Below are 22,928 nucleotides of genomic sequence, written 5' to 3' on the forward strand. Positions count from 1 at the left end.
TGACCTCACATCATGCGAGTATTGGCCGCTGTGAGGCCTACAGAGCTGACCAGTGGTGGTTTCGTCGGGGTGCTCGACCAGCTCGGCATGCTGATCACCGGGGGAGAGCTGGCCGCGGGCGAGGTGCTGCGGATCGAGCAGCTGGAAGCCCGCTTCGAGGTATCTAGGTCGGTGGTCCGCGAGGCCATCCGCGTGCTGGAGTCGATGGGCATGCTCAGCAGCCGCAGGCGGGTCGGCGTGACGGTGGCGACCCGCTCCTCGTGGAACGTCTTCGACCCGCGGATCATTCGCTGGCGCCTGGACGGCCGGGAGCGGGAGGCGCAGCTGAAGTCGCTGACCGAGCTTCGCCGCGGGGTGGAGCCGGTGGCGGCGGGCCTGGCCGCGCGCAACGCCACGCCCGATCAGTGCGGTCTGCTGACCGGCGCCGTGATGGAGATGGCCGTGCACGGCAAGTCCGGCGACCTCGAGGCGTTCCTGGACGCCGACATCCGCTTCCACCGGACCCTGCTGGAGGCCTCCGGCAACGAGATGCTCGCCGGCCTGACCGAGGTGGTCGGCGAAGTGCTCAAGGGTCGCACCCGGCACGACCTGATGCCGCACCACCCGAACCCGGCCGCCATCCGGCTGCACGGCGATGTCGCGCAGGCCGTCCAGGCGGGCGATGAGGACGCCGCCGCGCAGGCCATGCGCGAGATCATCATCGAAGCCGCCCAGGCGATGGCGGAGGACCCCCGTACCTGAGGTCGCCGCCCATGCCGCGCGGTGCGGTTGCCTGGCGGCTTCGTGGTCGACGCGGGACCACGGTGATCCGCTGTCTCAAGTGCGTCGCCTCCACGGCTGAACCTCCGCGCTGTGACCTCGGTAACTCGGGATACAGCGTCCACCAAGGAGGCAACCCGTGATTCCGTACCGAAGGCTCAGCCTGCCCTCGGTCACCGCCCTGCTGATGGGCGCGTTGGCCGTGGCCGTTCCCGCGCAGGCCGCCGAGGGCAGCATCCGCCAGGCCAACACCGCCAACGCCATACCCGGGCGTTATGTGGTGGTGCTCAAGGACGGCCCCTCGCTGAACAGCATGATCAACACCTCCGGCAGGCTGGTGACCAAGGCGGGCGGCGGCACCGTCCGCCGCTACTTCACCAGCGCGGTGACCGGCTTCTCAGCCAAGCTCACCGAACAGCAGGCGCGTCGAATCGCGGCCGACCCTTCGGTGAAGTACGTCCAGCAGAGCCAGCGGCACCGGATCAGCGAGGTGCAGGCCGCGCCGCCGTCCTACGGCCTGGACCGCATCGACCAGGCGGCGCTCCCACTGGACAACTCCTACACCTTCGCAGGCCGCGCGGAGAACGTGCAGGCGTTCATCATCGACACCGGCATCCGGCAGACCCACCAGGACTTCGAGACGCGCGCCGAACCCGGCTTCGACGCGATCACCCAGGGCGGCAACGCCGATGACTGCAACGGCCACGGCACGCATGTCGCGGGCACGGTCGGCGGCAGCAACGTCGGCGTCGCCAAGGGCGTGCGACTGATCGCCGTCCGGGTGCTGGACTGCGACGGCGCGGGCAGCACCGAGACCGTGCTGGCGGGCGTGGACTTCGTGACCGAGAGCGCGGTGCGGCCCGCGGTCGCGAACATGAGCCTGGGCGGTGGCGCCGACGCGGCGCTGGACGAGGCCGTGAAGCGCTCCGTGGCCGCTGGCGTCACCTACGCGGTGGCCGCGGGCAACGGCAACGAGGTCGGCATCGGCGTTGACGCCTGCAACGACTCGCCGGGGCGGGTGCCCGAGGTGATCACGGTCGGCGCGACCGACGAGACCGACCTGAAGGCGCGGTTCTCCAACTTCGGCTCCTGCGTCGACCTGTTCGCGCCCGGCGTGGACATCGTGTCGCTGTCCAATTTGAGCGATGACGGCACCGCTGTCCTGAGTGGAACCTCGATGTCCACCCCGCACGTGGCGGGCGCCGCGGCATTGGTGCTGGCCGACAACCCCGAGGCGAGCCCCGCCGACGTCGCGGCGGCGCTGGACGGACTGACCAGCGCCGACCAGGTCAAGGCGGTCGGGCAGAACTCGCCGAACAAGCTCCTCCAGGTACCGGGCGTGCCAAACGAATGACGAAACCGCAGGTGACGGCCGCTGCGAGTGGCGACCGTCACCCGCGGCGGGCCACAACGCGCCGGCAAGCGGTTCCCAACTTGCCCAACTGAGACAGCGCTGTGAATGAACTGACGGTCCCCTCCCCCCGTAAGAGGGAGTACGAGTGCGCCGGCGGCTTCTCAGACCGCCTGCCCACCTTTTGCCGTGACCGACCGCGGTCCCCCTGCCGCGGTCGCATGAGGAGGTTTGAGTGGGTCCGAAGACATGGCTCGGCTGGCGGTCTGTCGCCGGCGTATCCGCGGGCGTGCTGATCAGCGCGCTCGCCGCCGCGGTCCCGGCGCAGGCCGAAGGCAACGTTGTCCAGGCGAACACCGCCACCGCGATTCCCGGCCGCTACATCGTCGTGATGAAGGACAAGCCCAGCTTCGGCGCCGAAAGCGTCGACAACCTGATCAGCGCCGCTGGTGGCATGGTCAGCAAAGCCGGTGGCGGCAACATCCGCCGCTACTTCACCTCGGCCGTGCGCGGCTTCTCCGTCAAGACCTCCGAGAAGCAGGCCCGCAGGCTCGCCGCCGACCCCTCGGTGAAGTACGTCCAGCAGAGCCAGCGGCACCAGATCCTGGAGACGCAGGCCAACCCGCCGTCCTACGGCCTCGACCGACTGGACCAGGCGGCGCTGCCGCTGGACAAGAAGTACACCTTCAGCACCAAGGCCGCGAACGTGCAGGCGTGGGTCATCGACACCGGCATCCGCTTGACGCACAAGGAGTTCGGCGGCCGCGCCAAGACCGGCTTCGACGCCGTGACCCAGGGCGGCAAGGCCGTGGACTGCAACGGCCACGGCACCCACGTCGCGGGCACTGTCGGCGGCAACACCTTCGGCGTCGCCAAGGGCGCGCAGCTGATGGCCGTCCGGGTGCTGGACTGTGAGGGCGCGGGCAGCACCGAGAGCGTCGTCGCGGGCGTGGACTTCGTGACCGAGAACGCCAAGAAGCCCGCGGTGGCGAACATGAGCCTGGGCGGCGGCGCGGACGCGGTGCTGGACGAGGCCGTGAAGCGCTCCGTCGCGGCGGGCGTCACCTACGCGATCGCAGGCGGCAACGGCAACGCCGCGGGCATCGGCGTCGACGCCTGCGGAAGCTCGCCCGCCAGGGTGCCCGAGGTGATCACCGTCGGCGCGACCGATGAGCGGGACCAGCGGGCCCGGTTCTCCAACTTCGGCCGCTGCACCGACATCTTCGCGCCGGGCGTGGACATCACCTCGTCCTGGCTGGACAGCGACACCGCCACCAACACCATCAGCGGAACGTCGATGGCCACCCCGCACGTCGCGGGCGTCGCCGCGCTGCTGCTGTCGGCCAAGCCGGACGCTACCCCGGCCGAGGTGAGCGCGGGCCTGACCGCTCTCGCGGCGACCAACCAGATCGGCAACCCCGGACGGCAGTCGCCGAACCGGCTGTTGCAGGTGCCGGGCGCGAAGAAGGACCCCGGCAACGGGGCGAGCAAGCCCCGCAACCGCGGCTTGCTCGAGCAGATCTGGCCATTCTAGAAATCGTTTCCCCAAACGGGCGGCGACCGCGCACTGCGGCGCCGCCCGTTTCTTTTGCCGATACTTGAATACTGATCACTAAACCTGATGGATCACAACTCTTCGGGTTCACTTTTGGTAACGAGTCGGGCGGTTGACCTGGGCAAACTTTTGGGTATTAGTGCCGCCCCACAGAGTGTGCACTCTATCGGGTGTTCCGGTTTGACACCTTTTGTAAGAGATACTCATCGGTAAGGAAAGTGATCGCAGGCACCAAAAAGGGGCGCATCGGTCTGGGAGGTCGACGTGGGTACGAAGCAACGACTGAGGCGGCTGTGCGCCGTCACCGCGACCATCGCGGCGATGGTCGCCGCGTCGATCGCAGCGGCCACCTCAGCCGCCGCTGAAGGTCAGATCGAACTGGCCGACTCGCCGACCGCGGTAGCGGGCGAGTACATCGTGGTCCTCAAGGACGGCAAGGGCGCAGCCCCGGCAGACATGGTTCAGGCGGCGGGCGGCGGCACCGTCCTCGACACCTACACCGCGGCCCTGACCGGGTTCGCGGGCCGCATGTCCGAGGCCACCGCCAAGCGCCTGGCAGTCGACCCCTCGGTGCAGTACGTCCAGCAGAACCAGGTGCTGCGCATCGGTGAAACGCAGGAGAACCCGCCGTCCTGGGGCCTGGACCGCATCGACCAGGACGCCCTGCCCCTGGACAAGAAGTACACCTACCCCAACACCGCGGCCACCGTGTCGGCGTACGTGATCGACACTGGTATCCGTGTCTCGCACGATGACTTCGGCGACCGTGCCAAGCCAGGCTTCGACGCCGTGAAGAGCACCGACAACGCCAACGACTGCCACGGCCATGGCACGCACGTCGCGGGCACGGTGGGCGGCAACAAGTTCGGCGTCGCCAAGGCCGTGCGGCTTTACGCGGTCCGTGTGCTGGATTGCAGCGGCGCGGGCACCACCGCTCAGGTCGTGAAGGGCATCGACTGGGTGACCCAGAACGCCAAGAAGCCCGCGGTGGCCAACATGAGCCTCGGCGGCGGGCGGGACACCGTCATCGACCAGGCCGTCCGCAAGTCGATCACGACCGGCATCACCTACTCGATCGCCGCAGGCAACGGGAACTTCCTCGGCATCGCCGTCAACGCGTGCAACACCTCCCCGGCGCGGGTTGGTGAGGCGATGACCGTCAGCGCCACTGACAACACCGACAAGCGCGCGACCTTCGGCAACTACGGAAATTGCGTCGACATCTTCGCCCCCGGGGTGAACATCAACTCGGCGTGGAAGGACAACGACACCGCGAGCAAGGCCATCAGCGGCACCTCGATGGCCGCCCCGCACGTAGCGGGAGTGGCGGCGCTGTACCTGTCCGCGAACGCGGGCGCCACTCCGCAGCAGGTGCGCGACGCACTGGTGAACAACGCGGTCAACGACAAGGTCCGCGCCCCCGGCCCGAACAGTCCGAACAAGCTGCTGAGGGTCAGGTAGGACCGGCACCGGACACCGGCGCGATGCTCTGAACAGGGGGTGTTGCGCCGGTAACGGACCGTGAAGGCTTAGTCTCTCTCAAGTGACAGGTCCGCAGGGATTCCCCGCGCAGGGAGCCGGGGTACTGGTCGCCACGCCACCGACAGAGGACGTCCTGGGCGAGGTGGCCAACGCGGTACTGGGCGTTGGCGAACACGCCACCGTGGAGCTCTTGGATCTCTTGGAAGGCGCCCCCGAAGGCCCTTACGACGTGGTCAGAGCCGGTGACGACCTGCTCCCGCGGCTCGCTCACGAAGGCGCGTTGGACACCGCCCTCAGCGTGGCCTGGCGCTCCCTGCGCCCTGGTGGCCTGCTGATCGCCGCCGTACCGGAACTGGAGGGCCTGCGCAAACTCCGCCCCACCGCGCCGCCGCCGAAGGTCGTGGGCCGCGGCGAACAACAGCAGGTGACGGTCCAGCTGTGGGACTGGGACGAGGACGGCAGCTGCTACGGCCTGGAGGTCGTGCAGCTGGTGCGCCACCAGGGGGAGTGGGAGGTCGCGGGCTCGGTCTCCACCAGACATCGCGTCCTCACCGCCGACGAGGTTTCGGAGTCCCTGCTGGCCGCGGGCTTCGCCGCGGTGCAACGCCTGGCCCCCGAGGAAAGCGGCCACCCGCTCCCGGTCTGGGTGGCAGTGGCGCCGGCATGATGCGCTGATGGCACGAGTGCGCACGGTCTCCGGCGGCGGCCGGGCCGTCGAGGTGGAACCCGAGCGCCTGCACGGCTGGTTCACCCGATTCGCCGACGGGCACGGGGGAGTGGTCTCCACCTCCCGGACACCCGATCGTGTCGTGGTCACCGCCGCCGATGGCGCGACCGCCACTGTGGACGTCCCCTTCGCTCCGCTTCCGGACGAGCCTGCAGCCACCGTGGACGCTCTGATCGCCCACGCGCTGGTGGAACGCCGCCTGGGCCTGCTGCTGGTGCGCCTGGGCGGTTTCAGCGTCGGGATCTGCCAGGGCGCGAAGGTGATCGCCTCCTCAACGGACCGCCGCCAGGTCCACGGCCGCAACAAGGCGGGCGGCTGGTCCCAGCAGCGCTTCGCCCGGCGACGCGAGGGACAGGCACGACAGGCGCTGCAGGCCGCCGCCGACACCGCCGCCCGAGTTCTGCTGCCCGAGTTGCCCGCACTGGACGCCGTTGTGCTGGGCGGAGATCGAGCGGCACTGGATTCCCTGCGGGAAGACCGACGATTGGCGCCGGTGTTCGACCGGGCGGAGACTCGAGTCCTCGACGTGCCGGAGCCTCGCCGGTCCATCCTCGACGACGCCGCTGTCCGGGCTCGCGCCGTGGAGATCGTCGTCCGGTGATCCGGGATCGGGCGATACCGTGTCCTGCCCCGCGATCAACACGAAGTCGAGCCCGCCACTCACAAAGGCAAACCCTTAAACAGACAACCCTCGGCAGTCAACAAATCGCCCGGTTTGCCGAGTGGACCAGAAACCCACAAACGCGTATCCCTACGGATAGATATCCGGATTGTTCCCCCACCGTCTCCATCGGAGAGTGGCAGCACATCGCGCCCCTGTCGCACCACCGCGATCACCCCTGCCACGAGAAGAGGAACAACTCGTGAAACCCAGCAAGCGCTATCTGGGCATCGCCGCGCTCACCGCCGCGCTGATTGCCCCGCTCGTCGCCACCATCGCCACCGCAATGCCCGAGGCCAATGCGCCCGCGGCGAATTTCGAGGGCAGCGAGTCGCCGAAGGAGACCGGCCCGATCCCCTACTACTGGAAGGGCGAGAACTCCTCGGTAGACGAGTTCCCCTTCATCATCGCGGGCCTGCGCGCGGGCGGCACTCGGCCGGAAGGCCAGTCCTGCACCGGCGCTGTCATCGCGCCGCGGAAGGTGCTCACCGCCGCGCACTGCGCCGACGCCGCCGGTGAGAAGTCCATGCGGTACGGCACCGACGACCTGAAGATCACCACCGGTGCCTTCGACACCAAGGTGGTCGAGTACAAGAAGCACCCGAAGTACGTCAACTTCGACCAGGGCTACGACGTCGCCGTGATCACCACCGCCGACGACATCCCGGTCCGCGGCGGGAAATACGCAAGCTTCGCCACCTCCGCCGACAAGGGCGGCGCCGCGCCCGGCAAGACCGGCGTAGGCGTCGGCTACGGCAAGAAGGACCACGCCGACAACACTCGCGATGTCACCGTCGACAAGGCGAGCCTGCCCATCGTGGACGGCGACAAGCAGTGCCAGGGTGTCGGCGCCGGGTTCAAGTCCGCCACCATGATCTGCTCCGGCTACTCCGACGGACGGGTCACCATCCTCCAGGGCGACAGCGGCGGTCCGTTCATCGTGGACGGCAAGGTCTACGGCGTCGGCTCGTGGAGCCGCTCGGACTTCAAGTGGTACTCCATCTACGGCCGTCTCGACAACGACATGGGCGACTGGGTCAAGCAGCAGGTCGGCGGCACCGACCCGGCCCCCGGCGAGTACAAGGTCACCGTCGAACCCGGCACGCTGAAGGTGGAGCCCGGTCAGCACATCTCCGCCACCGTGAAGACGACGCAGGGCGCCAGTGGCGCCGAGAAGATCACCCTGTCCGCCGCGGGCCTCCCGACCGGCGCCAAGGCGACCTTCCAGCCCGCCGAGATCAACTCCGGTGACACCGCGAAGGTGACCTTCGAGACCGCCGCCGACACACCCAAGGGCAACCACGCGGTCACCGTGTCCGGCACCAACGCGGGCGGCCAGCGGGTCACCGCCAACCTCACGCTGACCGTCGGCGACGGAGCGCCCAGCGGTGGCGTCGCGGTCACGCCGTCGTCGAGTTCGGGCACCGTCCAGCAGGGACAGCTTGCGCAGTTCTCGGTGACCGCCCAGGGCGGCACCGGCAACCTGACGCTGTCCGCCGAGGGCGCCCCCGCGGGCACCCAGGTCAGCTTCAACCCGCGCAGCATCGCCCAGGGCGGCACCAGCAACGCCTGGCTGTTCACCAACTTCCAGACCGCGCCCGGCACCTACACCATCACGATCAAGGCCACCTCGGCCGACGGCAAGGTGGGCACCTCCACCTACACCCTCACCGTCACCAAGTGGGGCGTCTGACCACCTGAATGACGGTCGGCCCCGGTCAGGCGAACCTGGCCGGGGCCGACCGTGCGTCAGCCTTGTGTTGTGCTGTCCGCCTCGAAGGCCGCGGCGAGTGCGAAAAGCCGGTCCTCCCTGGCGGGTGCGCCGATCAGTTGGAGGCCGACCGGCAGGTTCAGCTCGCGGGTGTGCCCGCACGGCACCGACATCGCGGGCTGGCCGGTGATGTTCGCCGGATAGGTGAAGGCCATGAACTCCCCGTACTCCCGCCAGCGGCTCTCCAGGTCCGGCCGCGAGGGCATCGCCCCGCTCAGCGGCGGTGGCTGGGTCAGCGTCGGCGTGAGCAGCACGTCGAACCGCGTCCAGAACGACAGGATCTGCGCCGCCCGCATCCGAAGCCGGTGCAGCGCCGCGCAGTAGTCACCCGCGGACAGCTCGCGGCCCCGCTCGATCAGCGCGACGGTGCTGTCCTCCAGCTTGCCCAGCAGCTCGGGGCCGAGCTGAATCCCGATCGCCGCCGCGTTGCCCGCCGCCACCGTCGTGAACGGCTCCAGCAGCCCGTCCAGCCCCGGATCGGCCTCCACCACGTCGATCCCGAGCCCGCGGAACACCTCCAGCCCGTCCAGGAAGATCGCCCGCACTTCGGGGTCCAGGTGCTCCACCTTCGTCGTGTACGCCACCCGCAGCCCGCGCACCTCGTCGTCGCAGGCCGACAGGAACGACTCCGCGGGCGGCAGCCCGTACGGCTCGCCGACCACCGGACCGGCGATCACGTCCAGCATCAGCGCCGCGTCCCGCACCGTCCGCGTGATCGGTCCGAGCGTGCCAAGGCCGGACCAGTGTTCGTACGCCGACGGCGCGGCGGGCACCCGGCCCCGTGTCGGCTTGAGGCCGACCACGCCGCAGGCCGAGGCGGGGATCCGGCAGGAGCCGCCGCCATCCCCTGCGAGGTCCAGAAAGGACAGACCCGCGGCCAGCGCCGCCGCGGAACCGCCGCTGGAGCCGCCGGGGCTGTAGGCGCGGTTCCACGGGTTGTGGGTGGCGCCGTAGACGAGGTTCTCCGTGGTCGGCCGCAGCCCGAACTCGCACATGTTCGTCTTGCCGACCAGGATCGCCCCGGCCTCCCGCAGCCGCGTCACCGCCACCGCGTCGAAGCCCGGCACCTGCCCGGCCAGCGCCGCCGACCCGCCGGTCGCGGGCAGGTCGGCCGTCTCCAGGAAGTCCTTCGCCGTGAACGGCACCCCGTGCAGCGGGCCCCGCCGCTCCTCCGGTGTGTCGTCGGCGGCCTGAGCCTCCATCAGCGCCGACTCGGCCCGGACCGCGACGATGGCGTTCAGCTCCGGGTTGACCACCTCGATGCGGTCCAGCAGCGTCCGCGTCACCTCATACGAGGTCACCTCGCCGCGTGCGATCAGCTCGCGCACCTCCAGCGCGGGCAGGTAGCAGAGCTCGTCGCTCACGGCAGGACCGCCGTGATGTCCAGCTCGAACAGCTGCCCCGGCACACCCAGCGCCGAAACGCCGAGCAGCGTGCTCGCCGAGGTGAACGCAGCCGCCAGCGGCGAGGCCAGCAACCGGTCCCAGGCCGCGCCCAACACGTCGGCGTCACCGCTGACGACGTAGATCACGGTGCGGACCACGTCCTCCGGTCCCGCCTCCACCGCGGCCAGCGCGGTCACCGCGTTGGCCACCGTCTGGTCGATCTGCGCCGCGAGATCCCCGCCGACCAGCTCGCCGGACGCGGCGAGCGGCATCTGGCCCGCCAGATACGCGGTCCGACCGGCCTCGACGATCGTGATGTGGTGATATCCCGGTGTCTTGTGCAGCTCCGCCGGATTGAGTTTCGTGACCTTGATCCCCATGCGCCCGATGCTCCTCGCGGGCAAGCGCATGCCGCCACCCATTTACCTCAGAGCTGATCGAGGAACCCGGCCCGGAAAATCACTCGAAGGATGCCCGTATACTTCTTCACGTGGTCCGTGCGAGCTAAGCCGCCAGCACGCCCGCCGTCTACGGGCGGTGGGCCGGACGCCGCCGCCCCCGACCACGCGATCCCCGGAGTCTTCCCTTGATCTCAGCAACAGGCCTGGAACTGCGCGCAGGCTCGCGCATTCTGCTCGCCGACGCCAACCTGCGCATCCAACCGGGTGACCGCATCGGGTTGGTCGGCCGCAACGGCGCGGGCAAGACCACCTCGCTGCGGGTGCTGGCGGGCGAGGGCGAGCCCTACGCCGGTGACCTGCGTCGCTCCGGCGAGCTCGGCTACCTCCCGCAGGACCCCCGCGAGGGCGACCTCTCCGTCGTCGCCAAGGACCGCGTGCTCTCCGCCCGCGGGCTGGATCAGTTGCTCCGTGAGATGGAGAAGGCGCAGACCGCGATGGCCGAGCTCGTGGACGACCACGAGCGGGACGTCGCCGTGCGCCGCTACGGGCGCCTGGAGGAGCGTTTCTCCACTTTGGGTGGCTACGCCGCCGAAAGCGAGGCCGCGCGCATCTGCGCCAACCTGGGCCTGGAAGAGCGCATCCTGAACCAGCCCCTGCGCACCCTGTCCGGCGGTCAGCGCCGCCGCATCGAGCTGGCCCGCATCCTCTTCGCCGCCTCCGAGTCCGGCGCTGGCGGCAAATCCGGCACCACGCTGCTGCTGGACGAGCCCACCAACCACCTCGACGCCGACTCGATCACCTGGCTGCGCGGCTTCCTCAAGGGCCACGACGGCGGCCTCGTGGTGATCAGCCACGATGTGGAGCTGCTGGCCGCCGTGGTGAACAAGGTGTGGTTCCTCGACGCCACCCGCAGCGAGCTGGACCTGTACAACATGGGCTGGCAGCGCTACCTGGACGCCCGCGCCACCGACGAGAAGCGCAGGCGGCGCGAGCGCGCCAACGCCGAGAAGAAGGCCTCCTCGCTGATGGCGCAGGCCGACAAGATGCGCGCCAAGGCCACCAAGGCCGTGGCTGCGCAGAACATGGCGCGGCGCGCCCAGCAGATGCTGTCCAACCTGGACGAGGTGCGGGTCGCCGACAAGGTCGCCAAGATCCGCTTCCCCTCACCCGCGCCGTGCGGGCGGACCCCGCTCACCGCGGAGGGCCTGTCCAAGTCCTACGGCTCGCTGGAGATCTTCACCGGCGTTGACCTGGCCATCGACCGCGGCAGCCGGGTCGTGGTGCTGGGCCTCAACGGCGCGGGCAAGACCACCCTGCTCCGCCTGCTCGGCGGCAAGGAGAAGCCCGACACCGGTGAGGTCATTCCCGGCCACGGCCTGCGGGTCGGGTACTACGCCCAGGAACACGAGACCCTGGACCATGAGGCCAGCGTGTGGTCCAACATCCGGCACGCCGCCCCGGACACTCCGGAGCAGCAGCTGCGGAACCTGCTGGGCACCTTCCTGTTCACCGGCGAGCAGCTGGATCAGCCCGCGGGCACCCTGTCGGGTGGCGAGAAGACCAGGCTCGCGCTGGCAGGCCTGGTGTCCAGCGCGGCCAACGTCCTCCTATTGGACGAGCCGACCAACAACCTCGACCCCGCCAGCCGCGAACAGGTGCTGGATGCCCTGCGCCGGTACGAAGGTGCAGTGATCTTGGTCACTCACGACCCGGGTGCGGTGGAGGCGTTGGAACCCGAGCGAGTGATCCTTTTGCCGGATGGCACGGAGGATCACTGGTCGGCCGACTACCTTGAGTTGGTCCAATTGGCCTGAAACTCGCCCGGTGCAGGTCAACAGAGGGTGATCGAGGTCTTCTTGGCCCTGCGGTATCCGCCGAACAGCCCCGTACTGATCCTGACAGCCAGTAACGCCAGCCTGACACGCGAGCTAGTTAGCGTGATTTTGGGTGATCGTCTGGCGTTTCTGCGGTTCGTGTTCGATCATTGCGGCTGATAGGGGCTTTCGTGGCCCAACCTGCTCGGTAGGAAGGCGGAGCATGGTGGCTGACCTCAAGAAGGGCGCCCGCATTACCGGCGCCGCAAGAGACAAGCTGGCCTCTGACCTGAAGAAGAAGTACGAGAAGGGCGCGAGCATTCGCTCACTTGCAGAGAATACGGGACGTTCCTACGGCTTCGTCCACCGGGTCCTCACTGAGTCCGGCGTGACCCTGCGGGGCCGCGGCGGAGCCACCAGGACCAAGAAGAAGTAGGCACAACTGACTCAGCACACAACGCCTGCACCCCAGGCAGGCGACATAGTCGATCAGGAGCTGCTCGACCGGGGTGGTCTCCGCCTAGAGGTCGAGGACCAGCGGGCCACGATCACCTTGGACCGCCAGGACGTGCTCAACGCCCAAACGCCGAATACCTGGGAGGCGCTGAGAGCCATCGGGCACGGCCTGGGTCCAGAGGTGAGGGTGGTGGTGGTCAAGGGCGCGGGTCGCGCGTTCTCCGCTGGTCTCGACAAGCGGCTGTTCACCCTGGACGGCTTCGACGGCAACAAGGGTCTGGCGGCGCTGGCCCTGGAACCCGCGGCACAGGCCGAGGCGGCCATCGCGCGGTTCCAGGAGGCGTTCAGCTGGCTGCGCGCACCGGAACGGGTCACGATCGCGGCCGTACACGGCCACGCGATCGGGGCCGGTTTCCAGCTCGCGCTGGCCTGCGACCTGCGTGTCGTGGCCGAGGACGCCAAGTTCTCGATGGCCGAGACGACGCTGGGCCTGGTGCCCGATCTCGGCGGCACGCTGCCGCTGGTGCACCTCGTCGGGTACGCCCGCGCCGTGGAGATCTGCCTGACCGGACGACGGGTGCCCGCTGATGAGGCACTGCGCATCGGTCTGGCGAACTCCGTGGTCCCCGCCGCCGAACTCGACCAGGCGGTGGACGCACTGGTGACCAGCGTGCTCGCCCCGTTGCCCGGCGCGACGTCGGAAACGCTGCGGCTGCTGCACGCGGCCGCCGCGGGTTCGGCCTATGGCGACCAGTTGGTTGCCGAACGGCAGGCTCAGCTGCGCAGGCTGGGTGAGCTCGCGAGTCTCCTGGCGCCGAAGCGGGAGTAGCGCCCCGGGGAAGAACGCGCCGTTTGCCGGTGTTTACTCAGCTGTAGAGCTTCAGCTGGGAAAGGCGTGACATGACCGGCAACTGGTCGCTTCTGTACGGCCTCACACAGCGGGCAGAAGGACCGCAGCGGGTGGCGCCCGGTACGTTTCGCCGGGTGCTGGCCTTCGCTCGGCCACACCGCCGGTCGCTGGTCATGTTCCTGCTGCTGACCATCGTGTCGGCGGTGCTCGCGGTCTCCACGCCCGTGCTGGCGGGCCGCGTGGTGACCGCGATCGAGGTCGGCGGCGACGCGGGCGTGGTCATCACGCTGGCGTTGCTGATCGCCGGTATCGCGGTGGCCGACGCCGCGCTGAGCCTCGTCGAGCGCTGGTTCTCGGCGCATATCGGCGAGGGCGTGATCTTCGACCTGCGCCGCGCGGTGTTCCAGCACGTCCAGCGCATGCCGGTGGCGTTCTTCACCCGCACCCGCACCGGCGCGCTGGTCAGCCGCCTGAACAACGACGTGATCGGCGCCCAGCGCGCCTTCACCTCCACCCTGTCCGGCGTGGTCACCAACGTCATCCAGTTGGCGCTGTCGCTGGCCGTGATGCTCACCCTGTCCTGGCGGATCACCCTGCTGGCGCTGGTCCTGCTGCCGATGTTCGTGCTGCCCGCCCGCTGGGTCGGCCTGCGGATGGCGTCGATGACCCGCGAGCACTCGGGTCTCAACGCCGCGATGAACAACCAGATGACCGAGCGGTTCTCCGCGCCCGGCGCCACCCTGGTCAAGCTCTTCGGCCGCCCCGACGAAGAGGTCACCGAGTTCTCCGACCGGGCCGCGAAGGTGCGTGACATCGGCATCCGCACCGCCATGGCCACCCGCGTCTTCATGGCCGCTCTCGCCCTGGTGTCCTCGCTGGCACTGGCGTTGGTGTACGGCCTCGGCGGCTGGTACGCCATCCAGGGCGAACTGGCCACCGGCACCGTGGTGGCCCTGGCGCTGCTGCTGACCCGCCTGTACGCGCCGTTGACCGCACTGGCCAACGCCAGGGTGGACGTGATGACGGCGCTGGTGTCCTTCGAGCGCGTCTTCGAGGTACTCGACCTCCCGCCCTCGATCGCCGAGCCCGCCGACCCGAAGCCGCTTCCCGACGGCCCCGTGTCGGTGGAGTTCGACAACGTGCGCTTCAGCTACCCCGCGGCCACCCAGGTCTCCCTCGCCTCGCTGGAGGAGGTCCGCGTCCTCGACGGCCGCGGCGGCGAGGAGGTGCTGCACGGCATCGACTTCCGCGTGGAGCCCGGCCGACTGGTCGCCATCGTCGGCTCCTCCGGCGCGGGCAAGTCCACCATGGGCGCGCTGCTGCCCAGGCTCTACGACGCCGACTCCGGTGCCGTCCGCCTGTCCGGCGTGGATGTTCGCGACCTGTCCTTCGACACCATCCGCCGCACGGTGGGGGTGGTGACACAGGACGGACACCTCTTCCACGACACCATCCGCGCCAACCTCCGCTACGCGCGTCCGACGGCCACCGACGACGACCTGTGGGACGCCCTGCGCCGGGCCCGGCTGGAGACGCTGGTCCGCTCGCTGCCCGATCAGCTGGAGACGGTGGTGGGGGAGCGCGGCTACCGCCTGTCCGGGGGTGAGCGCCAGCGGCTCACCATCGCCCGCCTGCTGCTCGCCCAGCCGCGGGTGGTGATTCTGGACGAGGCCACCGCGCATCTGGACTCCGAATCGGAAGCAGCCGTGCAGGAAGCGCTCAACGAGGCGCTCGCGGGTCGCACCGCCTTGGTGATCGCCCACCGGCTGTCGACCATCCGCGCCGCGGACCAGATCCTGGTGGTGGAGCACGGTGAGGTGGTCGAACGCGGCACCCACACCGAACTGCTCGAGGCGGGTGGGCGCTACGCCGACCTGCATGCCACCCAGTTCGGTGACAGCCCGGTGGACGTCCGCGTGAGCCCGGCGTTCATCCCGCCCGACGGCTCGGTCCTCGCAGGCGAGGGAAAGCCGATCGGGAGCTGACTGCCTGCGCCGCAGCGCTTCTGTCGAAGTCGGCCGCCCCGAATCCGGGCACGGTGCAACCGATGCCCATCAACACCTGGCGGACCGAGTTCGCCGCACTTGGTTCGCCGGTGTGGGATGTGCAGGCCTGCCTCAGTAGATGATCGACACGATCTCCAACACCGCCGAAACCAACCCCGCATCGCCACTGGTCTCGGCCCGTTGCGCGGCCTGAGCCGGGCTGATCCCGCGGGTGCACAGGCGCCACGCGGTGTCGGAGTCCAACCGCACCACCGCGATCGGGGTTCGGGCGTCCCCCAGCGACCAGCCCGCCGGCGTACGGCGGCAGCTCCACACACCGCCGCCCGGTCCGGTGACCCGAACCTCCACGGCCGCGCCCACCGGGGCGTCGGCGTTCCGCAGGGTGTGTGGCAGCGCCCGCATGAACGTGTCGATCACCGGACCGAGAAACTCGGCGTCGACCAGCCCCGGCCGGTGCGTCGCCTCGCTGATCTGCTGGTGGTGCGTCCAGTACTCGGTGAACTCCCTGGCCACATCCAGCCAGACCGGGGCGGGCTCCGGCCCTGCCCACGAGACCGGCCACGCGGTCCCGTCCGGGTCGAGGCCGCTCAGGAACTCCACCACCATGGCGCCGTTGGCGGACAGCAACTCGATCAGCACCGATGGGCTGAGCCTGCGGGCGGCGGTCACCCACTCGTCGTTGATCCGGTGCAGGAAAGCCGGGAACTCCTCGCCATCACGCGGGTGCAGTGCCTGGAAGCCGTCCCGGTGAATCGACAGCCTGCCAAGCTGGTCGCCCAGCACATGGGCCGCGATGTCCCGCACCGTCCATCCCGGACAGGCGGTCGGCCGAGCCCAGTCCTCCCGGTCGAGCCCACGCAGCAGGTCGAGAAAAGCGTTGTGCTGTGTGGGCAGCAGCGGGCGGACGTCGATCGGCGGGCCGAGCCTGCTCATGCGTTGCGTACCGCCGCGGCGTCGTGCAGGCCGAGGATGTCCACGGCGGCCTCGCGCATCTCCACCTTGCGGATCTTGCCGGTGACCGTCATCGGAAATGCCTCGACCACGTGGACGTAGCGGGGGATCTTGTAGTGCGCCAGCTTCCCCGCGCAGTACTCCCGCAGCGCCTCCGCGGTGAGCGGCGTCCGGCCTTGGCGCATGATCACCCAGGCCATGAGCTCCTCGCCGTAGCGGGTGTCCGGCACGCCGATCACCTGGACGTCGGCGATGTCGGGATGGCCGTAGAGGAACTCCTCGATCTCCCGAGGGTAGACGTTCTCACCGCCGCGGATCACCATGTCCTTGCTGCGGCCCACGATGTTGACGTAGCCCTCATCGTCCATTGTGGCCAGATCGCCGGTGTGCATCCACCGCCCGGCGTCGATGGCCTCGGCGGTCTTGTCGGGCTGGTCCCAGTATCCGAGCATCACCGAGTACCCGCGCGTGCACAGCTCGCCGGTCTCGCCGCGCGGCACCACGGTTCCGGTGGCCGGGTCGATGACCTTCACCTCGACATGCGGCATCACCGTGCCCACGGTGGACGTTCGACGGCCCAGGTCGTCGGAGATGCGGGTCATGGTGGACACCGGCGAGGTCTCGGTCATGCCGTAGCAGATCGCCACCTCCGCCATGTGCATATCGCGCACCACCCGCTTCATCACCTCCACCGGGCAGGGCGAGCCTGCCATGATCCCGGTGCGGAGGCTGCTGGTGTCGAACGAGGCGAACTCGGGGTGGTCCAGCTGCCCGATGAACATCGTCGGCACCCCGTACAGCGAGGTGCAGCGCTCCTGCTGCACCGCTCGCAGCGTGGCCACCGGGTCGAAGCTCGGCGCGGGGATGACGATGCAGGCGCCGTGCGAGGTCGCGCCGAGGTTGCCCATCACCATGCCGAAGCAGTGGTAGAACGGCACCGGCAGGCACACCCGGTCCTCTTCCGAGTAGCCGATCAGCTCGCCGACGAAGAAGCCGTTGTTCAGGATGTTGTGGTGCGACAGGGTGGCGCCCTTGGGGAAGCCCGTGGTGCCCGAGGTGTACTGGATGTTGATCGGGTCGTCGAAGGACAGCGTCTCCGCCCGCTGCTCCAAGGCGTCCTCGGACACGGCGGTGCTCAGCGCCGACCAGGCATCCGAGCCGAGGTAGACCACCTCGTGCAGGTCGGGGCAGGAGCCGCGGACCTGCTCGACCATCGCGCGGTAGTCGCTGCCCTTGTGGCTCACCGCGCTGATCAGCATCCGCATGCCGGACTGGTTGACCACGAAGGACAGTTCGTGGCTGCGGTAGGCGGGGTTGACGTTGACCAGGACCGCGCCGATCTTCGCCGTGGCGTACTGCGTCAGCACCCACTCCGGGCAGTTCGGCGCCCAGATCCCGATCCGGTCGCCCTTCTCGACGCCCAACCCGAGCAGCCCACTGGCCAGCCGGTCGACCGCCTGGTCGAGCTGGGCGTAGGTCCACCGCTGCCCGCTGGGCACGTCGACCAGCGCTTCACGGTGACCGAAGCGGGCGACCGCGCGTTCCAGGTTCGCGCCGATGGTCTCGCCCAGCAGGGGAGTGTCCGACACGCCGCTCGCATAGGAAAGCGCCATGGCGAACAGTCTGCCGGACCATCGGTGATCGCCGCAGACTCAGCCCGTCTCGCACACGCCCTCAGCGGCTAGCTGCTCCGCGCACTGCCTGCGGGCCAGCACCGCGAGGTGGGTGTGTATGGATGCCGAGGCCGCCAAGGCGGCATAGCGGCTCTCGACGCAGTGCACGATGTCGTTCAGCGGCTGGCGCGGGTGGAACCGGCAGATCAGCTCGTCCGCGGCCCGCTCGAAAACGTTGGCCAACTCGCCTCGGTACAGGCAGCTGTCATCCCTCATGCATCCAGATTGACATTCACCGATCCAGTGGCGGGCCACGGAACGGTTACAACTGCGGGATCCGCGGGCGATAGCGGTCCAGCATCGACTGGTTGAACTCGTCACCGCCGGGCACGTTCGAGCTGCGCCACAGCGGAAGCACCACGTCCTGCGCCGCGGCCAGGTCGTGCAGCGAGGTCAGCAGCAGGTTCCAGAGGTAGGCGTTGCTCAGCGTCGACAGCGAACCGGTGACCGGCTGATCCGCTGGATAGGCGGCGTCCCCCGCGGGCACCAGCGTGTCGAACACGATGGTCGACTGCTCCGCCAGCGTGCTGTCCGACCGGCGCGGTGCGGCCGCGGCGGCGGGCAGCGAGGTCACCCCGATCACCTCGGCACCCGCGGCGCGGCCGAGAGCGGCCAGTTCCACGGGGTAGGGGTTCACACCGGAGTTGGAGAACACCACCAGCAGGTCGCGGGCGGAGAAGGTGAAGTCCCCCAATACCTCGGCGGCCTTTCCGCTGCGGCGCTCGGCGGCGGTCGCGGCGGCCGCGCCGGTCATCGGCCACAGGTCCGGGTGGTAGATCGGGTAGATGCAGGCCAACCCGCCCGCGCGGTGGAAGGCGTCGGCCGCGCCGCACAGCGAGTGACCCGAGCCCGCGGCCACGATCAGGCCGTCGGAGGTGATCGACTGGAGGGCGAGCTTCGCGGCGGCCGCGACGGCGGAGGCGTTGTGCTCGCCGACCCTGGCCAGGTGTTCCCGCATGTGCTCGCCGAAGCCGTTGGACATGTGTCGCTCCTCGTTCAGGCGCTGGGCACGCCGCGCTCGGACTGGTTCGGCTCGATCTTCGCCGATCGCAGCCACCACACCGCTGCGCCGATCACCGCAACCGCTGCACCCGCGACGACCGCCTTGACCGGCAGCGTGGCGGCCAGCGTGAGGCAGCCGAGGAAACCGACGACCGGCACCCACCGTGCGGGCCGGTTCTCGGCGTCGGTCAGCGTGCGGGCGGCGGCGTTGGCGACGGCGTAGTACAGCAGCACCCCGAATGAGGAGAACCCGATCGCCGTGCGCAGGTCCGCGATCAGCACAAGCCCCACCGCCAGCACGCCGACCACCAACTCGGCGCGGTGCGGCACCCCGTGCCGCGGGTGCACCGCGCTCAGCCAGCGCGGCAGGTGACCGTCGCGGGCCATCGCGAAACCGGTGCGGGACACGCCGAGGATCAGCGCCAACAACGAACCCAGCGCCGCGATCGCGCCGCCGATGGCCACCACCGGGCCGAGGAAACCCAACTCACCGGCGATCGTCGCCGCCACCAGCGGGGCATCGGCGACCGCCAGCACGTCCGGGCCGACCGCCAGCAGCGTCGAGACACCCACGACCGCGTACACGCCGAGCGCGATGCCCAGCGACAGGGAGATCGCCTTCGGGATCGTGCGTTCCGGCTCGCGGACCTCCTCGCCGAGGGTGGCGATCCGCGCGTAGCCCGCGAAGGCGAAGAACAGCAGGCCCGCGGCCTGCAACAGGCCGTACAGCCCGCCGGGGTCGGGGTGGCCCGCGCCGACGAGCCTGCCGAGATCGACCTCTCCGCCGCCCAGCGTCGCCAGTGCCACCACCGCCAGCGCGACGAGGGTGAGGGTCAGCAGCAGCCTGCTCAGCCAGGCGGCCTTGCGGACGCCGAAGTAGTTGAGGCCGGTCAGCACCGTGATGGCGCAGGCCGCGAGGAGCTTGGAGTTGGTGGGGGAGAGGTAGTGCCCGACCGTGAGCGCCATCGCGGCGCAGCTTGCGGTCTTGCCCACCACGAACGACCAGCCCGCCTGGTAGCCCCAGAAGTCACCAAGCCGTTGGCGCCCATAGACATACGTTCCGCCCGCAACCGGGTAGAGCGCGGCCAGCCGGGCGGACGAGGTCGCATTGCAGTAGGCCACCAGACCGGCGAGCGCGAGCGCGAGCAGCATCCACGGACCTGCCGCGGCGGCCGCGGGTCCGAAGGCCGCGAAGATGCCTGCGCCGATCATGGCGGACAGACCGATCACGACTGCGTCGACGGTGCCGAGGCGGCGGGTCAGCCGTGGCGTCTGCCCATCGTGCATCTATCAACTCCCGACGCGTTGCGTTTCGGGCATAACCGTACTGGTGTCCCGCGGCTGCCCGGAACGCATATGCGCGAGTCTTTACCAAGATCGACCCCAAATCACCACACATGTGGTACCAAAGCTAGGGTGGGACTGGAGTGCCTGGTGTGGCTGTTGTGACAGTTGGGGAGTGACCAGCATAGATGGCCGAGCGCGGCACGAGACGCGGGCTCCTGGCGGATGCCGCGATCGAGGTACTGGCCCGTGAGGGCAGCCGTGGCCTGACCCACCGCGCGGTCGACCGGGAGGCCGACGTCCCGCTGGGCACCACCAAGAACTACTTCCCCTCGCGGGAATCCCTGCTGGAGGCCGTCGCCTGGCGGATGGCCGACCAGCACCGGGTCGCGGTGGACCGGCTCCGCGAGCTCACCCCCCAGCAGGTCACCACCGCCGAGATCGTGCAGCTGTACCGCGCGATGCTCATGCGCGCCACCGGCATCGGCCGTACCCAGTTCCTTGCGTTGTTCGAGCTGTATCTCGAAGGCGTGCGCAGGCCCACCCTCCAGCACGCCGTCGGCGAGATGGCCAAGGCCAACGCCGAGTCCGCCGTCGCGCTCCAGAAGGCGGCGGGACTGGCCCAGATGCCCCGCGCCTCCGGGCTGCTGGACGCCTTCTTCCTCGGGTTGGCGGTCACTGTGCTGGCCCTGCCGGAGGACACCCTGGATGCCGTCGGACTAGCGGATTTCGACGCGATGGGCGCCGCGTTGCTCAATGCGGCCAGGGTCGATTTGGACGCCGCTTCTTGATTTGTGCCGCTCGGGCACGCAGGCTACCCGGCATCCACAGGCAGCGGGGGGAGAAGCATGAGGTTCGAACGACCGTGAGAAAGACAGTTGCGGCGCTGGCCATGATCCTGGCCGCGGCGACCATGGCAGGCTGCGGGCAGAACCAGGCCGACGCACCGCCGGACTCCGAGCAGACCTCGATCCAGCCGCCCCCGTCGGAGGAACCCGGCCCGGAGGACAGCCCGATCGGCAAGCTCAAGGCCTGCGACCTGATGTCCGACGAGGAGGCCGCCAAGCGCAACCTCAAGGGCAAGACCGCCGCCGACTACGGCGGCACCCGTGCCTGCGAGTGGGGCGCCGACGAAACCCTGGTGATCATCACCCTGGACGACAAGCGCGGCGTCTCCGACCTGCAGAAGTACCCGAAGACCACCGAGATCAGCATCGGCAAGCACAAGGGCGAGCAGGTGGAGGAGATCCAGCAGAAGGGCACCTGCTCGATCTCGCTGTCCACCAGCGCCAAGACCTACGCCGAGTTCTTCGCCAAGAACGGCGAGGACACCGCCAAGGCCTGCCAGACGGCCAAGGAGATCGCCACTCTCGCCGAGCCCAAACTCCCCTGACCCGAGGTCGGTTCAGGAACCTGAGCCGGTCAGGTTCCTGAACCGCGTCCCGGCAGGTGCTTGAGGCTGCCGAATCCGGTCAGGGCAGCTGTGCGGCCGCCGAGTGCGCGACCGGGCAGACACCTGCCGCCAGCCACTTCTCCCGTAGATCGGCCGGGATGTTCAACGCGGTCGGCTGGCCGTTGGTGAGGGTGCGCACGCTGCCGCCGAGCAGAATGCTGCTCGCCTTGTCCAGGATGGTGGTCGCGACGCGGTTGCGGTCCTCGCTGCGTTCGAGCCACCGCATCAGGTGGGTGCCCGCACGGACCGTGCGGCTCCAGCCGCGCGAGCGCGGCACCCGCAACCAGTCGGCGACCTCGGGGTTCACCACTTGGCGGACCATCGCGGCCACCACCCCGTCGAACGCCTTTCCCGGCACCATCCGCTGGTACAGCTCCAGCAGGTTGCGGGTCAGTTCGATGCCGTCCGGGGAGGGGCCGTAGCTCGCCTCGACCAACTCGGCGTTGAGCCGTTCGGCCTCGGCCAGGGTTTCCGGCATGGCTTCGGCCGGGATGCCGAGCATCGCGCCGGTCACCCGCCACACGTAGTAGTAGCTCTCCGCCTCCGCGTCGGTCACCGAGATGCCGATCCGCCGCATCCCGTTGACGACCTGCACCGAGAAGATCAGCAACGCGCCGAGCATGTCCTGCTGGCACACCGGTACGCCGTCGGCCTCGACATCCCACTGGCCGGACGCGGTGATGAAGTGCCGGACCGCGGCGTGGATCAGCCGGGTCTTCTGGACGGTGGGCACGAACGCCCCACCCGAGCCGAACGGTTCCCTGGCCATCAGGTTGAGCACGAACTGGGAGGTCTCCGACAGCCGCCGGTGCGGCTGGTTGAGCCGATGGGTCAGCGCCAGAACCCGGGAGGGCCGGGGTTGGGCGTAGCAGTTCACCATCGCGCCGAAGGACAGCACCGAGGCGACGTGCATCCCGTCGTCGACGAAGAACTCGTAGGCATCTGCCACTCGGTCGAGATCGGCCCACGCGGGTGGGGCGTCGGTCGCGATCAGGTAGGCGCGCACCGAATCCGGCAGTTGCTCCGGGATGGGTTGGTCGTTGTCCCGGAAGTGGGCCAGCACCTCGTTGACCACCCTGATTCGACCACTGGCCACGAGGTCGCCGATCACAGCGTCCGCGAGCGGATCGCCTTGGAATTTCAGAGCATCCAGGGCCTGTATGTCGAGCATATCGCCGCCTCCGCCTAGCCCGATAATGGCACTTCCCAGTGCAGCCGCTGACTGCTCCGAACGCCAGGAATCGTTCGGGTGGTTAGCACTCAATATTGGTCCGGTCGCCGGGGCGGCAGCTCTATCGGCGAGTGGTGACCGACTTTCCTACTTCGGTCACCACTCGCCGGTGTGTC

At 69.3% G+C, this 22,928-nt stretch carries 21 protein-coding genes; 13 read left to right on the forward strand and 8 right to left on the reverse strand.

Going from position 1 to position 22,928, the window contains the following annotated elements; all coding sequences use genetic code 11:
* The first annotated feature begins 30 nt into the window (after positions 1–30).
* The 7 genes from ACU6XJ_RS22685 to ACU6XJ_RS22715 all read left to right on the forward strand — a co-directional run bounded on the left by ACU6XJ_RS22685 (position 31) and on the right by ACU6XJ_RS22715 (position 8,228).
* Complete coding sequence (locus ACU6XJ_RS22685) at positions 31–741, forward strand: FadR/GntR family transcriptional regulator (RefSeq protein ID WP_476315279.1); 711 nt, start codon at positions 31–33, stop codon at positions 739–741.
* A gap of 157 nt (positions 742–898) precedes the next feature.
* Positions 899–2,113 carry a S8 family peptidase gene (locus ACU6XJ_RS22690; protein ID WP_476315282.1) on the forward strand — a complete coding sequence of 405 codons (1,215 nt, stop codon included), beginning with the start codon at positions 899–901 and terminating at the stop codon, positions 2,111–2,113.
* 232 nt (positions 2,114–2,345) lie between these two features.
* On the forward strand, positions 2,346–3,644 hold the full coding sequence (locus tag ACU6XJ_RS22695) for a S8 family peptidase (protein ID WP_476315285.1): 1,299 nt from the start codon (positions 2,346–2,348) through the stop codon (positions 3,642–3,644).
* A 285-nt stretch (positions 3,645–3,929) separates the two neighbouring features.
* Entirely contained in the window at positions 3,930–5,126 is a 1,197-nt protein-coding gene (locus ACU6XJ_RS22700) for a S8 family peptidase (RefSeq protein ID WP_476315288.1), read from the forward strand.
* 82 nt (positions 5,127–5,208) lie between these two features.
* A complete protein-coding gene (locus ACU6XJ_RS22705; RefSeq protein WP_476315291.1) occupies positions 5,209–5,814 on the forward strand; it encodes a class I SAM-dependent methyltransferase in 606 nt (201 codons plus the stop codon).
* A 7-nt stretch (positions 5,815–5,821) separates the two neighbouring features.
* On the forward strand, positions 5,822–6,475 hold the full coding sequence (locus ACU6XJ_RS22710) for an acVLRF1 family peptidyl-tRNA hydrolase (RefSeq protein WP_476315294.1): 654 nt from the start codon (positions 5,822–5,824) through the stop codon (positions 6,473–6,475).
* A gap of 262 nt (positions 6,476–6,737) precedes the next feature.
* The gene (locus ACU6XJ_RS22715) at positions 6,738–8,228 is read left to right on the forward strand and encodes a trypsin-like serine protease (protein ID WP_476315297.1); all 1,491 of its coding nucleotides are present in this window, start codon (positions 6,738–6,740) and stop codon (positions 8,226–8,228) included.
* Positions 8,229–8,284: 56 nt separating this feature from the next.
* On the opposite strand, the gene ACU6XJ_RS22720 is transcribed toward ACU6XJ_RS22715, so the two are convergent.
* Both ACU6XJ_RS22720 and ACU6XJ_RS22725 read right to left on the reverse strand, forming a co-directional pair.
* Entirely contained in the window at positions 8,285–9,670 is a 1,386-nt protein-coding gene (locus ACU6XJ_RS22720) for an amidase (RefSeq protein WP_476315300.1), read from the reverse strand.
* Positions 9,667–10,071, reverse strand: a complete 405-nt coding sequence (locus ACU6XJ_RS22725) for a RidA family protein (protein WP_476315303.1) — start codon at positions 10,069–10,071, stop codon at positions 9,667–9,669. Before ACU6XJ_RS22725 ends, ACU6XJ_RS22720 begins: the two co-directional genes overlap by 4 nt.
* Before the next feature lie 206 nt (positions 10,072–10,277).
* On the opposite strand from ACU6XJ_RS22725, the gene ACU6XJ_RS22730 reads away from it, so the two are divergent.
* The 4 genes from ACU6XJ_RS22730 to ACU6XJ_RS22745 all read left to right on the forward strand — a co-directional run bounded on the left by ACU6XJ_RS22730 (position 10,278) and on the right by ACU6XJ_RS22745 (position 15,197).
* Complete coding sequence (locus ACU6XJ_RS22730; protein ID WP_476315306.1) at positions 10,278–11,906, forward strand: ABC-F family ATP-binding cassette domain-containing protein; 1,629 nt, start codon at positions 10,278–10,280, stop codon at positions 11,904–11,906.
* 226 nt (positions 11,907–12,132) lie between these two features.
* Positions 12,133–12,342: a helix-turn-helix domain-containing protein gene (locus ACU6XJ_RS22735; RefSeq protein ID WP_476315309.1), complete on the forward strand. Its 210-nt coding sequence runs from the start codon at positions 12,133–12,135 to the stop codon at positions 12,340–12,342.
* Between the two features lie 117 nt (positions 12,343–12,459).
* Positions 12,460–13,191 carry an enoyl-CoA hydratase/isomerase family protein gene (locus ACU6XJ_RS22740; protein ID WP_476315312.1) on the forward strand — a complete coding sequence of 244 codons (732 nt, stop codon included), beginning with the start codon at positions 12,460–12,462 and terminating at the stop codon, positions 13,189–13,191.
* A gap of 71 nt (positions 13,192–13,262) precedes the next feature.
* Positions 13,263–15,197 (forward strand): ABC transporter ATP-binding protein, encoded by a 1,935-nt coding sequence (locus ACU6XJ_RS22745; RefSeq protein ID WP_476315315.1) that lies wholly within the window; start codon positions 13,263–13,265, stop codon positions 15,195–15,197.
* Between the two features lie 132 nt (positions 15,198–15,329).
* Here the strand turns inward: ACU6XJ_RS22745 and ACU6XJ_RS22750 are convergent, their stop codons facing one another.
* Genes ACU6XJ_RS22750 through ACU6XJ_RS22770 form a run of 5 tightly spaced genes read right to left on the reverse strand, consistent with a single transcriptional unit; the run spans position 15,330 to position 20,131 of the window.
* Positions 15,330–16,151, reverse strand: a complete 822-nt coding sequence (locus ACU6XJ_RS22750) for a maleylpyruvate isomerase family mycothiol-dependent enzyme (protein WP_476315318.1) — start codon at positions 16,149–16,151, stop codon at positions 15,330–15,332.
* A complete protein-coding gene (locus ACU6XJ_RS22755; protein ID WP_476315321.1) occupies positions 16,148–17,782 on the reverse strand; it encodes an AMP-binding protein in 1,635 nt (544 codons plus the stop codon). The genes ACU6XJ_RS22750 and ACU6XJ_RS22755 overlap by 4 nt, the downstream gene beginning before the upstream one ends.
* A 39-nt stretch (positions 17,783–17,821) precedes the next feature.
* On the reverse strand, positions 17,822–18,058 hold the full coding sequence (locus ACU6XJ_RS22760) for a three-helix bundle dimerization domain-containing protein (protein WP_476315324.1): 237 nt from the start codon (positions 18,056–18,058) through the stop codon (positions 17,822–17,824).
* Positions 18,059–18,104: 46 nt separating this feature from the next.
* Positions 18,105–18,824, reverse strand: a complete 720-nt coding sequence (locus ACU6XJ_RS22765) for a sugar isomerase domain-containing protein (protein ID WP_476315327.1) — start codon at positions 18,822–18,824, stop codon at positions 18,105–18,107.
* 14 nt (positions 18,825–18,838) lie between these two features.
* The gene (locus ACU6XJ_RS22770) at positions 18,839–20,131 is read right to left on the reverse strand and encodes an APC family permease (RefSeq protein ID WP_476315329.1); all 1,293 of its coding nucleotides are present in this window, start codon (positions 20,129–20,131) and stop codon (positions 18,839–18,841) included.
* A gap of 185 nt (positions 20,132–20,316) precedes the next feature.
* Between ACU6XJ_RS22770 and ACU6XJ_RS22775 the strand changes: the two genes are divergently transcribed.
* Complete coding sequence (locus ACU6XJ_RS22775) at positions 20,317–20,919, forward strand: TetR/AcrR family transcriptional regulator (RefSeq protein WP_476315332.1); 603 nt, start codon at positions 20,317–20,319, stop codon at positions 20,917–20,919.
* Between the two features lie 74 nt (positions 20,920–20,993).
* Positions 20,994–21,521, forward strand: a complete 528-nt coding sequence (locus ACU6XJ_RS22780) for a DUF3558 family protein (protein WP_476315335.1) — start codon at positions 20,994–20,996, stop codon at positions 21,519–21,521.
* Between the two features lie 79 nt (positions 21,522–21,600).
* Here ACU6XJ_RS22780 and ACU6XJ_RS22785 read toward each other — a convergent pair whose 3' ends face one another.
* Positions 21,601–22,752 carry an oxygenase MpaB family protein gene (locus ACU6XJ_RS22785; protein WP_476315338.1) on the reverse strand — a complete coding sequence of 384 codons (1,152 nt, stop codon included), beginning with the start codon at positions 22,750–22,752 and terminating at the stop codon, positions 21,601–21,603.
* Between the last annotated feature and the right edge of the window lie 176 nt (positions 22,753–22,928).

The sequence above is a fragment of the Actinorectispora metalli genome (genome assembly GCF_056323685.1).

Bases quoted from the DNA above. Each gene is read 5' to 3' on its own strand.
- ACU6XJ_RS22770 (WP_476315329.1), bottom strand. From the start codon at position 20,131: ATGCACGATGGGCAGACGCCACGGCTGACCCGCCGCCTCGGCACCGTC.
- ACU6XJ_RS22750 (WP_476315318.1), bottom strand. From the start codon at position 16,151: ATGAGCAGGCTCGGCCCGCCGATCGACGTCCGCCCGCTGCTGCCCACA.
- ACU6XJ_RS22760 (WP_476315324.1), bottom strand. From the start codon at position 18,058: ATGAGGGATGACAGCTGCCTGTACCGAGGCGAGTTGGCCAACGTTTTC.
- ACU6XJ_RS22710 (WP_476315294.1), top strand. From the start codon at position 5,822: ATGGCACGAGTGCGCACGGTCTCCGGCGGCGGCCGGGCCGTCGAGGTG.
- ACU6XJ_RS22775 (WP_476315332.1), top strand. From the start codon at position 20,317: ATGGCCGAGCGCGGCACGAGACGCGGGCTCCTGGCGGATGCCGCGATC.
- ACU6XJ_RS22745 (WP_476315315.1), top strand. From the start codon at position 13,263: ATGACCGGCAACTGGTCGCTTCTGTACGGCCTCACACAGCGGGCAGAA.
- ACU6XJ_RS22785 (WP_476315338.1), bottom strand. From the start codon at position 22,752: ATGCTCGACATACAGGCCCTGGATGCTCTGAAATTCCAAGGCGATCCG.
- ACU6XJ_RS22765 (WP_476315327.1), bottom strand. From the start codon at position 18,824: ATGTCCAACGGCTTCGGCGAGCACATGCGGGAACACCTGGCCAGGGTC.
- ACU6XJ_RS22755 (WP_476315321.1), bottom strand. From the start codon at position 17,782: ATGGCGCTTTCCTATGCGAGCGGCGTGTCGGACACTCCCCTGCTGGGC.
- ACU6XJ_RS22725 (WP_476315303.1), bottom strand. From the start codon at position 10,071: ATGGGGATCAAGGTCACGAAACTCAATCCGGCGGAGCTGCACAAGACA.